This is a genomic window from Leptolyngbya sp. 7M (assembly GCF_018128485.1).
Window position 1 is genome coordinate 113,097 of the sequence record NZ_CP070897.1, and the last position, 13,105, is coordinate 126,201.

Genomic DNA, 13,105 nt, shown 5'->3' on the forward strand with positions numbered 1-13,105 from the left:
GATCATTCGGTAGGGTTCGCGAATGCAGAAACGAAGTACCGGGTATCAAAGCCGCGTCGAATGTAACAGTCGAGATCCCCTTCCTTCTCAGCGATTGTCTCAGAGATCGGGAGCTGGCAAGACCAAGATATTGGTAAAAGTCTAAAACATTAACGGCAACTAAACTGTGGTGCAAAGTTCGTTGCAGGCCTTTGGCAATAAGGAAAGAATTGGAATCAAAGGCAAGTTGGCAATTGTGGCAACGCAGATACAGCGGTGGCCGAAAACGTTTGATCATCACCTCAAGCAAGGAAAAATGTGATGGAAATTCTATCAATTGATATCGGCGGATCGGGAATCAAAGTGGCAACACTAGTTCTGGACGGGAGAACATCAAAGATCAGAGCCCGCCACCGCTTCGATTTGCCGGAAAACGTCGACAACCTTGAAAGATATATCTTTCGGCGACTGGCTTCTTTGTATTCAGATCAGGTGCTTAGAGCTTTCCCGATTGCTGTATCCGCGGTGGGTTTCATCGACTCGGACTCGGGAATCTGCCGCTTTTCCACCAGAAACAAATGGAAGAAAAGGCCGATGAGAGCGAATCTACAAAAGTGTTTTTCTAACGAATCGGTTTTTTTGATGAATGATGTCGAGTCGCACCTGTTTGCGCACGCGGATAGCCACGAGCATTCGATACTCACGATCGCGATCGGCACATCGGCAGGGCTAGCTTTCACGGATTATCAAGGGGGGATCGTGCAGCTTCGAAAAGGATGGCAAACCGAATTTGGGGCCATCCGGATGAAGCCAACGGAGCCTCCGGAACACGGTGAAGTGTGGTGGAGATTGGGAAGTTATGGTCATGCGGAATTACTCAAAAGGTACGGAACAAGGGAGGAAGCCGGAAAACACTTCGGTTACCGATTAGGGTTTTTCTAGCACAGTACGCAGGTGTATTGTTGCCCAAAACTATTATTCTTAGCGGCGGGATCATCGAGCACAATTGGGCATATATCAAAGACTCGCTCGAATGGGAGTTCCGCCAAGACCTGAACCAGTGGATTAAGGACGATCCGCCAATATTGGTTCGATCACCTTATGGCCGCGATGCGGCTTTGGTTGGCGTAGCTAAATTCGCATATTCGAAACTGAACGGTACGCAGGGTTCAACACTTGACTCGATCCAGTGAAACGCGCTAACGCGCATTGAAACGTGAAATGCCGACGGCATCCCGACGATCGCCACATCCGCTGGAAAGAATTAGCGCGCTTTGACGCGATGAAATTTAGACGGAGCAGTCAAGTCCGGTATATGGGCTTGAAAGACTTAGAGTGCCAGAGCTCATAGAAACTTTCTACCGTGTTGGTCGCAACTCGTTCTCGTTCCGTAGATGCATTGTAGCGTGCCGGAGCGCAATGAAACCCATGGCTAGCCAACTTGACGAACAAGAATAGTGTCGATCCTTTGAACCGTGCCAGAGCGCATTGAAACTTATAGGGGGCATATTAAAGTGAAGACTAAGACCTTACAGGTGAGTGAGCACGCAAGACAGCTGCGTGCATTATCTAAACGACTAAAAGCACGGTACCGCGACTCAGTTATCATAGATCAAGATATTTTGAATCAACTCGAAGCTGCCTGCGACGGCCTTGATAGGACCTTTAACAGTGCCGTAAGCTACCCATAAAAGTGCACAGGATAAAACTGGACGTTTTCTGACATGATAGGAGATGGAGGAAACGGATGAAAAGGTCAAGATTTAGTGAGACGCAGGTGGTAGGGATATTGAAGGAAGGCGAAGCTGGGAGGCCGGTAGGGGAGATCTGCCGGGAGCATGGGATCAGCAACGGGACGTATTACGCGTGGAAGTCGAAGTACGGAGGGATGGAGGCATCGGAGCTGAAGCGGATGCGCGAGCTTGAGGAGGAGAACGGCCGTTTGAAGAAGATGTATGCGGACCTGGCGCTTGAGAACATGGCGATCAAGGATCTGCTGGGGAAGCTCTGACGCCGGAGATGCGGCGATGGGCGGTCGGTTTTTTGATAAACATCTGGAGCCTGTCGATCGTTAAGGCATGCTCGGTAGCGGGGCTTTCCCGGAGGGCCTGGTACCGGGGTGACCCGGCGGAAAGGGGAGATAAGAAAGATGCTCCGGTGATAGAGGCTCTGAATGGGCTTATCGAGAAGCACAACCGGTGGGGATTCTGGATGTGCTTTCACCGGCTCAGGAATCTTGGGCACAAGTGGAACCATAAACGTGTATGGCGTGTTTATAAGGCGATGAAGCTGAATCAAAAGCGGCGAGCCAAGCGTCGCCTGCCTTATCGGGAGGCCGCACCGCTTGGCACGCCTGCCGCGGTCAACAACACATGGTCGTTCGATTTTATGAGCGACACGCTGTATTCGGGTACCCGATACCGCGTTCTGAACATCCTCGACGAAGGTGTCCGCGAGGCACTCGACATCGTCGTCGATACGTCGATCACCGCACAAAGGGTGGTTAGAACGCTCGAACAGTTAAAAAGCGAACGAGGAGCGCCGCAAGCGATCAGAGTAGATAACGGACCGGAGATGACTGCCAACGTCTTTGCCGAGTGGTGCTGCGAGAACAATGTCCGGATCGACTATATCCAGCCCGGCAAGCCCAACCAGAACGCTTACATCGAACGGTTCAACAGAAGCTTTCGTGAAGAGGTGCTCGATCCGCACATCTTCTCGACGCTCTCGCAGGTGCGAGACATCAGCTGGGCCTGGATGCTCAGCTACAACGAAGAACGTCCCCACAGCTCGTTGGGGAATATCCCGCCGGCCGAATTCAAACGCCGGCTCTTAACCGAAAACTCCAGTTTTAAGTTGTGACATTGACGGTGAGCTTACTGTGCCAGCACCGAAGAGCAGCCGCTTATTGGCGTGGAAGTTCAGGCCAACCGGATCAGTCGGCTAGTTAGTGATCTTTTGCTAACTGAGTTGTGCACAGATCGAACGTTTCAAAAATTTCGCTCTACTTACGAGCGTTTCGTCCAATCTTTGACGAATTCCGAATCTCGGAATCAGTCGATCCGATGAAGCGTATCAGAGCGCATTGACTTGGACTTGAAGTTTCTCCGCCGGGGAACGAGATCGATCCGATGAAACATGCTGAAGCAAATTGCAACGATCGTCGGCATGCGGGAGTCGGATTCATACAGAGCAGCAATGATATGAGGTATCTTTCCTCAGAAGCCGGCAAGGGAGAATCCCGGTTCTCTTTCAGGAAGCAGGATCCTCAATTTACCGAGCTAAACAGACCAGGGTATTCCCGATGAATATTCATCTGCTGTTGGCCGAGCATGAGTTTAAACTCATGCGGGCGATATAACCCACCTGACGGCTTTTGCACAATTCCCTAGCGGTGTTTGCAGCCCAGGATATTTTGATTATGGAAGGTACTGGTAAAATCGAGAACACGCTCCTTTTGAGCATAGCCGGGAAAGCCGTTTTTGAGTTCCGGATCGAGCTTGACAACGACAATCTTCAAAAAGCCGTTGAAGACAGTTTCCGGAGATTTGAACATATACATGAGCTGTATAAGATCCGGGTTTATAAGACGTCGGAATCGTTGACGGGAGACGGCGAGAGTGGCGAGATTTCCTTTTTAACGATTAGGATCGAGGCTCAGTCCTTTCGGGTTGCGGCTTTGAGAATGTCATGGGTTTTTAATTATCTTATGTTGCTTGACTATGGAAGCAGAACTGGACAGACCTTTGAGATTGCATCGGACGCCCGATCTCTTCGTCTTTTGGAAACCGGCGAGGTGATTCCTGTAAAGGGCCTACTTCGACGGCCTATGCCTGGTTTTTCTCCTGACGACGATTCGTAAAATTGTTCAAAACCACGTATAAGACGGTTAACCTGGTGTGTGGATTTTTTATCGCAACGCGATTACGTTATGTGAATAAAACAGTTGATTTAACTACCTTTCCACGAAAACGAGTTTCCTGAGAGAAGAGGCGAAATTTTCATGCACGATTTTATCGATAAGCTGAGAGAAACACTGGAGGAGCCAGTCAAACAGGCGGTCTTGGTCACATGTATCGCTGAGCGCACGGCTAGTTCCGGTTTTCACCATTTTCATAAGCCACCGGCTTGGGGAATCGTGTTTGAGGAGGTCCCTTCCCGACTGGTCAAAGAGATCGGTGAATCGCTGGGCTTGGTTTTTAGAGTGCGAGAATTGCCGGAAAAATACTGGCCTGAACACGGATTGTTAAAGACAGATCTCTATCTGCCTCACGTGCCGGAGAGTGAACCTGAAACTGCTAAGAATGTCTTTGATGAATTTGCAAGACGCTATGCTAAAGCCGTAGAGATGGAACCCGATTCATATGACGCACGGTTCAGGAAGGCCGCTGTAAAGTTGCCATATGCCGAAGAACCCGATTATCGGTATTACCTTATGCACCGGGACTATTATGAGAAAGGTATGAATGGCAAAATTGAGGTTGTTTGCTGTGAACTTGACCAGGCGATTGAATGTGCCGGAAGCAAGTTCATTGTTGTTGAATATAAGAAAGGTGAGATCGAAACGGTCGTCTTTGATCCTCAAAAGAATGCAGGTGTCGGGTCAGCCTCAGAATTTCGCTGATACGGTATTTTCAAAGCGTACCTGCGGCAGTTCTTTGTTCTGAAACAGGAGAAGCAATTCAGAGATATTTACTTCATCAGTAAGGAAGCATTTATGATCGTTACAATTAAAGGAACTGATACAAAAGATCGCTCTTTGCATGAGCCGATCTTTGACAAACTTTTGACTTTCGCAGTCGAGAAAGGATTTGAGAAGCCTGACGTAGCTTTACCAGTTATTGCTGACGGCCCTCTTGATGGCTGGACTATTGAAAAGTACGGTCCGGCGTATGGAAATGCTGAATTTGTTCTCGCTGTTACATCGCCCAAAGTACCGGGTATTTCGCCTATCTTCCCCGTCAGGAAGAGTATTGAAGGGCCGCTTTTTGCAGTAGTTGTCTTAGATTCTGCATTTGTGATTTATCGTGAAGATGCTGGTGATGTTATTGAGGTGCATGACATTGATTCCGTTTTGCAGAACTTTAAGTTATTTCTTGACAATTCTAGATTTTTTGGACAGTGAACGCATGAGCCAAACTCATCATGTACTACAACAAGAATATAGGCTGCGGCCTAATGATGGGCGAGAAATGAAATTTGGACAAAAACGTAGGCACTCACATCCGAGAATGACAGACACATTTGATCTAAAACGATTCATCGAAGCGCAAGTTGGCATATACGATGCGGCGCTTAGCGAACTGCGTACAGGGCGGAAGAGAAGTCATTGGATGTGGTTCATTTTTCCTCAGATTGATGGGTTGGGGACGAGTGACACGTCTCGCAGGTTTGCCATCAAATCTTTAGAAGAGGCTCGTGAATATCTGGGACATCCGATTCTCGGCAATCGTCTCAGAGAATGCGCCCAGGTAATGATTGACCTAGAGGGAAAATCCGCCTCCGAAATATTCGGTTACCCTGACGATTTGAAATTTCGATCTTCGATGACTTTGTTCTCATTCCTGGAAGGTAACGGGTCTATTTTCCGGTCGGTCATTGATAAGTATTTTGGAGGCGAGGCAGATAATCGTACGTTAGAGATCTTGAATCGTCTCGGGGCGGCAAGAATAAACACTGCACCCAGACTACCGGAATCACTTGATTTCAGGGTCTTTGCTGAACGTGTTGCTAAAGGAGGCAGGGAAAAGTGCGGTGACTCTTTCGCCGTCGAGTTCCTGGAACAAGATCAGATTCTCGTTCTTGCAGTCGCGGATGGCGTCAGTTCAAGTCCTTGTGATTGGAAGGCTTCTGAAACAGCTTGTGAAGCCATACTGGGACGCTTCAAATCGGCCGGCGGATCGATTGCTCAAAGAATGGAGAATGCTGCGTTAAAAGCCCACAATGCCGTTCTACAGGTGGGTGGCCGGTGTGCTGGTTCGATCACATCTTTAACCTTTGTTGTTTGGCCGATAACATCGGACGAGATTTACGTGCTTAATGTCGGGGATTCGCGGGTTTACGCTGGGCCTGATAATGCTCTTGAGCAAATCACATCCGACGATGTGCAGCCGGTTGTTCTTAAAAGAAATGGAGAGGTCGTTCTTCAAGCCGGCGTTCCGGTCTTTATGCGAGGCGTGACCCGAAGTGTTGGTCAAATCGAAGCGCTTGAATTTTCCGTACAAACTCATCCTTTTCGAAGCAACGATGTGCTTTTGCTTGTCTCAGACGGCATCAGCAAGAATGAAGCATTCACGTCGGGGTTCCCCAGAGTTTTTGGCTCGGCGAGCATCGGCCAGGGATTGTCGCAGTTAGTTGCCGAATCTGCTCAAAGAAACAAAGACGACGCAACCATGATAGCTGTCTGGCGTTCGCACGGAAACACAGCGGTCGGTTCTATCTACGAGGATTGTTTAGTTTCTAACTCCGATTTCAGATCAGCCGGTGTTTCGGCAACCCATATCGTTGAAATTATCAAATCTGACCTGTTAAACAAGATCGGTAAGAATAAAAATGACGAAGTGAATGTAGCCCTGGATTATGCCAGTAACTTTGGAATCCGGTTTGACCGAGATTTTCTCAGCGACCTTTTGAGAAAGGTGATCAGACAAGGAACTGATAGACCACTGATCGCCCGGCTTCGAGACTTGATCCGGAGGGCCCATACCGCTTGAAAGAGAGTAATCTCAAACTTGTCTTCTTCATTCTGGCAGCTTTGGTGTTGGGTTGCGCCGAGACATCACGTCAGAACACCGACGATGGTGTGATCCTGGGCGATTATCCAGAGGTGGAGACCACACTGAAACCTGCAAAGGTTGGCAAAGGCCGTACAGCCGATGAAAAGATCTACGAGTTTGATCTTCCGGCATCGCGGTGGATCGAAACCAGCGTAAAAGTGAAACCAAACCAGGAATTACTGGTTCATCATTTTACGTCCAGCGAACAAGTTAAGGTCAACTTCGGAGGAGTTACGGACACAAGACTTCGGGAACCGGGAAAGGTCATTCCTATATTCGTAGCCAGAAGTTGTGACGGATATCGGGGTATCAACGACAAAGTTGCTTATAGATGTATCGGCGTATCCGAGCCACAGGGCGTTAAACTTTACTCGGCAAAACCACAAAGAGTGGCGATAGCGGTTAAGGATCACTGAGGATTATCGGCGAAGGAAAATCTGCGACGTTCGCTGATCACTAAAGGTGATTTTTTCCTGTTCAACAAGTCCAAGTAAGCCAAGTTGACCCAGTGAAGGAGTGGCTGCCAATTTGCTAACATCGTCAAGATCGATTGGTGCGCCCTTCCACCTGCGACATGCAAATGGTGACCCTGCAAGGAACCAGGTTGAAGTTTCCTCGCGAAACCTCCCCATAGGAATTGCCCAAAGCGTAAATCGGTGATTTGTTACCCTTGTGTATAGGTAATAGTAATTACGATGATTCAGGGCGCGATTACCAGATACGAATTCACGGGTCCTCTTTTCCCAAACTACGCCTTCGAGTTGCTTCAGGGTTTCAGGGAAGACTCCCCGTTTCTCGTGGAAACTGAGGAGGTCTCGCATCATCGCTCCGATCGCCTCCACGGGAATGTCACTGGCTTTTTGTCGTTCGGCCGCCCATAAGGAATAAATATAGACCCCAATGACGAGTAGCAGAGCCAGCGGAGCCAATCCGAGAGAAAGTTTTAGTCGGTTTATCATCGCGGGTTAAATCATACTTCGGTTCATTTGGGAGACCGAATGATCGTATTGTTCAGCTAATATCAAGCGTAAATCAGCCGTCAGGTCGTCGAGAGCACCTGCAAAAGATGGATTCGATTCAGCGGAATGTTGATTTAACGGATCGCGCCGAGTTGAAAGGTTTTCCGGCACTGCTCCGAGCGCTTCGATGAGTGCCTGATCGTGAAATATTCGATCCACTTCCTCAGAGACCATCCTTTGAAGATCACGGTCACGATCTGCATTCTGCTCGTTGTTACAAAGCGAGCTTTTGAACTGAAATACGGGATCGATATCTCCGAGATGAATCTCACGCGGATCTCCTTTTCGTCCATTCATTTCTGAAGCCATCTCAGTTTCGATCAGCCCGAGAGCCAGTGCGTTCACTGTGATATTTCGACTTGCCAGCTCTTTTGCGAGAGCTTTTGTAAGGCCGATCATCCCCGCCTTTGATGCCGAATAATTCGATTGGCCAAGCATTCCGACGACTCCAGATATTGAGGCGATGTTCAATATCGAACCGCCCTTTCCGCTTTTCATCAATGGCCGTGCCGCCGCCTTACAGAAATTCCACGCGCCTTTCAAATTGGTATTGATGACCGCGTCCCACTCATCTTCCTTCATCCGCATTATCAACTGGTCGCGGGTTATGCCGGCATTGTTAACAAGAAAGTCGAGCGAGCCAAAGTCCGCAACGACTTGCTTCACAAACTCGGCACTAGCTTCAGTATTTGCGACATCACACAGAGCAGAATGAGCCTTTACACCAAGACTTTCCACCTCTGCTCTAAGCTTGTCTGCTTCTTCGGCACTTTTCGAATAATTGAAAGCTACATTCGCACCGCGGCGGGCAAGTTCCAGAACGATAGCTTTTCCTATCCCACGCGTTCCGCCGGTCACTATCGCCGATCTTCCCTCAAAGTCCTTATTCTGCATAATTCTCTAGCCTAAGATGCCCCGCTGAACCGCGAAAAGTTGATTTATACCTTTCTCGGCAAGCTCCATCATCGCGTCCATCTGCTCGCGCGTGAACGGCTCTCTTTCTGCGGTTCCCTGAATCTCAATAAATCGTCCGGCACCCGTACAAACGATATTCATATCTACCTCGGCCGTTGAATCCTCAGCATACGCCAGGTCAAGGATAGGGGTGCCATCGACCATACCGACGCTGACCGCAGCCACTTCACTAACGATCGGGTAGTTTTTGATCACGCCATTTTTTACGAGTTTTTGGCAGGCAAGAGCGAGAGCCACAAAGCCGCCCGTGATCGACGCACACCTTGTTCCGCCGTCTGCCTGTATCACATCGCAGTCAATATAGATCTGCCTCTCGCCCAATTCTTCCATATTCACCACGGCGCGAAGGCTTCTTCCGATCAAGCGCTGAATCTCTTGGGTGCGGCCCGAAGGTCTTTGAGTTTCACGCTGTGTTCGTGTGTTCGTAGCCCTCGGCAGCATTGCATATTCGGCGGTGACCCAGCCCGTTCCCTTATTTCTCAAAAATAAAGGAACACGATCTTCCACTGATGCGGTGCAGATCACCTTTGTTCCTCCCACCTCTATAAGCGCGGAGCCTTCGGCATAAGGGGAGATCTTTGGTGTGATCTTCACATTCCGCATCTGACTGAAAGTCCTATTATCTGTTCTGATATAAGTCATTGAAATTCATTGATTATGTTTATTTAAATCCGCTTTTCTGTTTCCAGCCAATCGGTCTGAACCGTAAACCTCGATCGCTTCCAGCTTAGAAGGTTTTGATCCAAGAAATCGTTCGGCAATATGAGCAAACCTTTCGGCGGCATCCGTTACATAAAAGTGATCAAGGTCGTCACAAAGCTTTCGTTCACCGTGTACGACATTTGGATTGGCAAGTCCCTTTTCTGCCAGCAGGGTCGCAACCTCATCTGCCGTCGCTTCTCCCGAATCGATTAGCTTAACATCTTTACCTACTGTCTGCTGAATCGTGTTCCTTAAGATCGGATAGTGTGTACAGCCAAGGACAAGCGCATCTGGTCTGAATTTACGCATCTCTGCCAGATACCGCTTTGCGATAGAGAATGTTTCCGGTTCATCGGTCCAACCCTCCTCTGCCAACGGAACGAAGAGCGGACATGCCGATTGAAGGACGACCGCAGATGCGCAGCTACGATGGATCGCCTCCGCGTAAGCATTGCTTTGGACGGTCGCCTCAGTCGCAATTACGCCAATGCGGGGATCATTGCACTTTGCTTCCTCTATCGCTTTCCGTCCTCCCGGGCCAATTACGCCGACAACGTCCAACCCTATGTGTGCGCGCATCGCGGGAAGGGCAAGGGCTGATGCGGTATTGCATGCAACGACAAGCATCTTTATACCTAGCGAAGCAAGAAATGCAGAATTTTCCAAGGCGTATCGCTCTATTGTCGCAAGTGATTTTGTCCCGTACGGAACACGGGCCGTATCACCGAGATATACGAAATGCTCGTTCGGCAAACGGTCATGCAAAGCTCGATAAACCGTCAGTCCACCCACACCAGAATCAAAGATACCTATCGGTAATGTGTTGAATTCGTCTTTTTCCATCAAAGGTAATAAATGCTACAAAAGTCTTGAAAGAACGGCAATTTACAAGGCCAAAAGTGTCAAACAATGGTGTTAGACCAATTGATAAATTCTGTATATGCACGGGTTATGATAATTTCTGGATTATGTGAATAATTATGGCTTTAATTAATCGTTGACTTTCTAAGTCAATTTGACAGACAATGTTCGTTACCGGTGGCCTCACCGCCAACAAATCAGCCGGTATTGATCTTTAACAATCTGCTTATTTAGGTTGCGGTAACGACATACGGTTACCAGAAACCGTTGTTCAAAGCCGGCTCCCAAATAAGCTTTTTCGGACAATTGCCCAGAACCAAAGGAGGATACTTCCATGATGCGTGCATCTATTCTTACTTTGTCGGGTAGGAGCGAAATAGTTTGCGGTCTATCTCTCATTCCTTCACCCACAAAAACACTAAACATTAGTCTTTTTCCGGTACTTTTACTAGTAGCCCTTTTTTGTGTTAATTCACAAGCCCAAACTTATAGTGGGCAATCGTATGCGGTAAAAGTAACTGAGACCAAAGTCGGCCAGCCTGTCCTTACCACTTCCATCGCTGACACGGGTGACTTGGCAACCACAGGTGGAAATATTAATTTGACAAGCGTCGGAGTGTCGCTGTTAGCTGGAGCAGTTTCCATTGGCAGTTCTACCACTTCAACCTCTGGTTCTGGGGCAGTCAGTCAGTCCGCAGCCAGCATAAACAGTATAAATATAGGCGTGTTGAGCAATACGATATCGGCCGGGGTTGTTTCGGCAAATACTACAGCCGGATGTCCAGGCCAGACCCTGCATGGGACCTCGAACGTCGCTAGTTTACAGATAAATGGCTCTGGGGTAACAATTCTTGGCACTCCGAATCAGACCGTCCAGATATTGCTCGGAGGTAATCCAGTAGGGACTCTGATCATTAATGAGGAGATAATTCATCCGCGAAGCATAACACGAAATGCCCTGCATTTGATCGTACAAGATCCTCTTGATCTTACGGTTACTGAGGTAATTGTGTCATCTGCCAGGTCGGGTATCAACTGTGCAATAGCTCCACAGTTCGACATTTATAGCGGTCGTGGCACAGCGCTTCAGGTTACCCAAGACGATAGATTATTAACGGGGCATATCACTACGCTAGTCTCGGATACTGGATGGCTACCATCGAGTGGGGGTTCTATCTCTGCAACTACTACCGGAGCGGGTGTTCTCGGTCTTGTGTCTACAGGTGTAACGACAGCTAACAGTATTGGCGGCAGCCCTGTAGGAACTACTGCTTCACAATCTCGTGTGGATAATCTTGGTGTAAATCTCCTAGGCGCCGTATCGATAACAGCGAATGTGCTGGAAGCGAATACATTTTGTTCATGTTCACTTTCGATCGGAACCTGTGGAGGTAATTCAAGTGTGGCGGGATTGGCCGTGAACGTTTTAGGCTTGCCGGTCATTATTAATATAACGGGTGCTCCAAACCAGGTTGTGAATATTCCAGTCCTCGGCTTGGGAAACGTGACGCTCGTGATCAATGAGCAATTTGGATCGCCAAACGGCAATCCGGCCCACTACAATGTGAATGCACTTCGCATCAATACTAACCTTTTAGGTCTGATTTCAACGCAAGTGATCGCAGCCAAGTCTCATTCTGGTATTGTCTGCGGAATAGCCCCCAGTTCGGCGAATGTGTCGATTGCTGGTAAGGTAAGTGATAGTCATGGCAATGGTATGGTAGGAGCGTATATTCGTGTAACTGACGCTGAGTCTAATATAATGACTGGAACTACCAACAATTTGGTAACTACTATATTGAAGGACTTCGAGCAGGAGAGACTTACATAGTCGAGGTCTTCGCCAGAGGTCTTCAGTTTCATCCTCGCAGCATTACTGCCGAGGACGACCTCAGGAATGTAGATTTTGTGCCGATCGCTTCCGGAAAACGGTAGGTGGATCAATATATTTATACTTCCTGATGAGAGAGCGGCTTGAAGAAGACGCTCTCTTTTTCATAAGCATCTTTCTCTTCGAAGAGAAAGTATAAACAATAAAAGCAGAGCAACAGCCTGACAGCTAATACGATTCTATCATTAGTTAACGGCGGTTCTAGGACGCCCCGCATATGATGTTTCCTTGCTCTGAGGCTTTTGGTAAGTTTCAATTTTCTCGCGTATTTTTCAATACGGCGGCAATGCGTTCCCTCTCCTCTGATTCAATCAGTAAACTTCAGAGTTGTCCCAGCTGACCTCCGCACGCGATCGGTCTTCGAAGGCTGGATGATTTGTAAAGAGAAGGTGGTGGAGGCGGCGGGAATCGAACCCGCATCCAAAGGTTGCGACCAGTGAACTCTACACGCTTAGCCCGTTTGCTCAGATCTTGTTTCCGGCAAGTAAGCAAACGAGCGAACCTTGCCGAAAACCAGCCTGACTAACGATTCAAGCCCGTCCGCAGGCGGTGGACGTGCCCTAGCCCAAACTGGGTTATGCCTTTACCGGTCGCATTGGGCAGACTTCCGGCAAGACATCGCTGTAGCTAAAGTTAATTAGGCAGCGAGAGCTAATTCTTGATTAGCATTTGTGTTTCTTTCAACGTTTTAACGAGCCGTCGAAAGCAAGCCCGGCGTGCATCCAAAGATCTATACAAGCCCCTGTCGAAGCCTGTCGCCCCCGTTGAGAGGAAAAGTCCACCTCGCGAGCGGACCGCTAGTTTACGAAATTTCGATGAAAATTGAAAGGTGTGCGTTGCAGCAAAAGGTAAGCAGGGTCTTGAGGTGGTCCGGGGAAAGAAGTTACCGGACCCCTCAAAAA

13 protein-coding genes, 1 other RNA gene and 1 pseudogene are annotated in these 13,105 nt (G+C 48.5%); 9 read left to right on the plus strand and 6 right to left on the minus strand.

All coding sequences use genetic code 11. The features are described 5' to 3' along the window. Positions 1 to 300: 300 nt before the first annotated feature. The 8 genes and pseudogenes from JVX88_RS00465 (at position 301) to JVX88_RS00500 (ending at position 7,171) form a co-directional block, all read left to right on the plus strand. Entirely contained in the window at positions 301 to 921 is a 621-nt protein-coding gene (locus tag JVX88_RS00465; RefSeq protein ID WP_211624724.1) for an ROK family protein, read from the plus strand. A 20-nt stretch (positions 922 to 941) separates the two neighbouring features. Next, positions 942 to 1,172, plus strand: a complete 231-nt coding sequence (locus tag JVX88_RS00470) for a hypothetical protein (RefSeq protein WP_211624726.1) — start codon at positions 942 to 944, stop codon at positions 1,170 to 1,172. Between the two features lie 554 nt (positions 1,173 to 1,726). Beyond that, positions 1,727 to 2,841 (plus strand): annotated as a pseudogene (locus JVX88_RS00475) (IS3 family transposase). 559 nt (positions 2,842 to 3,400) lie between these two features. Then, positions 3,401 to 3,841 (plus strand): hypothetical protein, encoded by a 441-nt coding sequence (locus JVX88_RS00480; RefSeq protein WP_211624728.1) that lies wholly within the window; start codon positions 3,401 to 3,403, stop codon positions 3,839 to 3,841. Between the two features lie 141 nt (positions 3,842 to 3,982). Then, on the plus strand, positions 3,983 to 4,603 hold the full coding sequence (locus tag JVX88_RS00485; protein ID WP_211624730.1) for a hypothetical protein: 621 nt from the start codon (positions 3,983 to 3,985) through the stop codon (positions 4,601 to 4,603). A 93-nt stretch (positions 4,604 to 4,696) separates the two neighbouring features. Then, the gene (locus JVX88_RS00490) at positions 4,697 to 5,104 is read left to right on the plus strand and encodes a hypothetical protein (protein WP_211624732.1); all 408 of its coding nucleotides are present in this window, start codon (positions 4,697 to 4,699) and stop codon (positions 5,102 to 5,104) included. Positions 5,105 to 5,210: 106 nt separating this feature from the next. Continuing rightward, on the plus strand, positions 5,211 to 6,692 hold the full coding sequence (locus tag JVX88_RS00495; protein WP_211624734.1) for a DUF1810 family protein: 1,482 nt from the start codon (positions 5,211 to 5,213) through the stop codon (positions 6,690 to 6,692). Next, positions 6,689 to 7,171, plus strand: coding sequence for a hypothetical protein (locus tag JVX88_RS00500; protein WP_211624736.1), 483 nt, complete (start codon positions 6,689 to 6,691; stop codon positions 7,169 to 7,171). The genes JVX88_RS00495 and JVX88_RS00500 overlap by 4 nt, the downstream gene beginning before the upstream one ends. A 3-nt stretch (positions 7,172 to 7,174) precedes the next feature. Here JVX88_RS00500 and JVX88_RS00505 read toward each other — a convergent pair whose 3' ends face one another. The 5 genes from JVX88_RS00505 to JVX88_RS00525 all read right to left on the minus strand — a co-directional run bounded on the left by JVX88_RS00505 (position 7,175) and on the right by JVX88_RS00525 (position 10,738). Next, positions 7,175 to 7,714 carry a hypothetical protein gene (locus tag JVX88_RS00505; protein ID WP_211624737.1) on the minus strand — a complete coding sequence of 180 codons (540 nt, stop codon included), beginning with the start codon at positions 7,712 to 7,714 and terminating at the stop codon, positions 7,175 to 7,177. Positions 7,715 to 7,720: 6 nt separating this feature from the next. After that, positions 7,721 to 8,668: a 3-oxoacyl-ACP reductase family protein gene (locus JVX88_RS00510; protein WP_211624739.1), complete on the minus strand. Its 948-nt coding sequence runs from the start codon at positions 8,666 to 8,668 to the stop codon at positions 7,721 to 7,723. Between the two features lie 6 nt (positions 8,669 to 8,674). Further along, positions 8,675 to 9,391, minus strand: coding sequence for a ribonuclease PH (rph, locus tag JVX88_RS00515; protein ID WP_211624741.1), 717 nt, complete (start codon positions 9,389 to 9,391; stop codon positions 8,675 to 8,677). A gap of 6 nt (positions 9,392 to 9,397) precedes the next feature. Continuing rightward, the gene (gene murI / locus JVX88_RS00520) at positions 9,398 to 10,294 is read right to left on the minus strand and encodes a glutamate racemase (protein WP_211624743.1); all 897 of its coding nucleotides are present in this window, start codon (positions 10,292 to 10,294) and stop codon (positions 9,398 to 9,400) included. A 201-nt stretch (positions 10,295 to 10,495) separates the two neighbouring features. After that, positions 10,496 to 10,738, minus strand: a complete 243-nt coding sequence (locus tag JVX88_RS00525; protein ID WP_211624745.1) for a hypothetical protein — start codon at positions 10,736 to 10,738, stop codon at positions 10,496 to 10,498. On the opposite strand from JVX88_RS00525, the gene JVX88_RS00530 reads away from it, so the two are divergent. Next, positions 10,650 to 12,143 (plus strand): choice-of-anchor P family protein, encoded by a 1,494-nt coding sequence (locus JVX88_RS00530; protein ID WP_315875395.1) that lies wholly within the window; start codon positions 10,650 to 10,652, stop codon positions 12,141 to 12,143. The two genes, JVX88_RS00525 and JVX88_RS00530, sit on opposite strands and share 89 nt — an antisense overlap. A 450-nt stretch (positions 12,144 to 12,593) precedes the next feature. On the opposite strand, the gene ssrA is transcribed toward JVX88_RS00530, so the two are convergent. Continuing rightward, positions 12,594 to 12,966, minus strand: a transfer-messenger RNA (tmRNA) gene (gene ssrA / locus JVX88_RS00535). Positions 12,967 to 13,105 lie beyond the last annotated feature (139 nt).

Excerpts from the sequence above, each read along its gene's own strand:
- JVX88_RS00530 (WP_315875395.1), top strand. The coding sequence starts at position 10,650 with ATGCGTGCATCTATTCTTACTTTGTCGGGTAGGAGCGAAATAGTTTGC.
- JVX88_RS00510 (WP_211624739.1), bottom strand. The coding sequence starts at position 8,668 with ATGCAGAATAAGGACTTTGAGGGAAGATCGGCGATAGTGACCGGCGGA.
- JVX88_RS00505 (WP_211624737.1), bottom strand. The coding sequence starts at position 7,714 with ATGATAAACCGACTAAAACTTTCTCTCGGATTGGCTCCGCTGGCTCTG.
- JVX88_RS00525 (WP_211624745.1), bottom strand. The coding sequence starts at position 10,738 with ATGTTTAGTGTTTTTGTGGGTGAAGGAATGAGAGATAGACCGCAAACT.
- murI (WP_211624743.1), bottom strand. The coding sequence starts at position 10,294 with ATGGAAAAAGACGAATTCAACACATTACCGATAGGTATCTTTGATTCT.
- JVX88_RS00490 (WP_211624732.1), top strand. The coding sequence starts at position 4,697 with ATGATCGTTACAATTAAAGGAACTGATACAAAAGATCGCTCTTTGCAT.
- JVX88_RS00485 (WP_211624730.1), top strand. The coding sequence starts at position 3,983 with ATGCACGATTTTATCGATAAGCTGAGAGAAACACTGGAGGAGCCAGTC.
- JVX88_RS00495 (WP_211624734.1), top strand. The coding sequence starts at position 5,211 with ATGACAGACACATTTGATCTAAAACGATTCATCGAAGCGCAAGTTGGC.
- JVX88_RS00480 (WP_211624728.1), top strand. The coding sequence starts at position 3,401 with ATGGAAGGTACTGGTAAAATCGAGAACACGCTCCTTTTGAGCATAGCC.
- rph (WP_211624741.1), bottom strand. The coding sequence starts at position 9,391 with ATGACTTATATCAGAACAGATAATAGGACTTTCAGTCAGATGCGGAAT.
- JVX88_RS00465 (WP_211624724.1), top strand. The coding sequence starts at position 301 with ATGGAAATTCTATCAATTGATATCGGCGGATCGGGAATCAAAGTGGCA.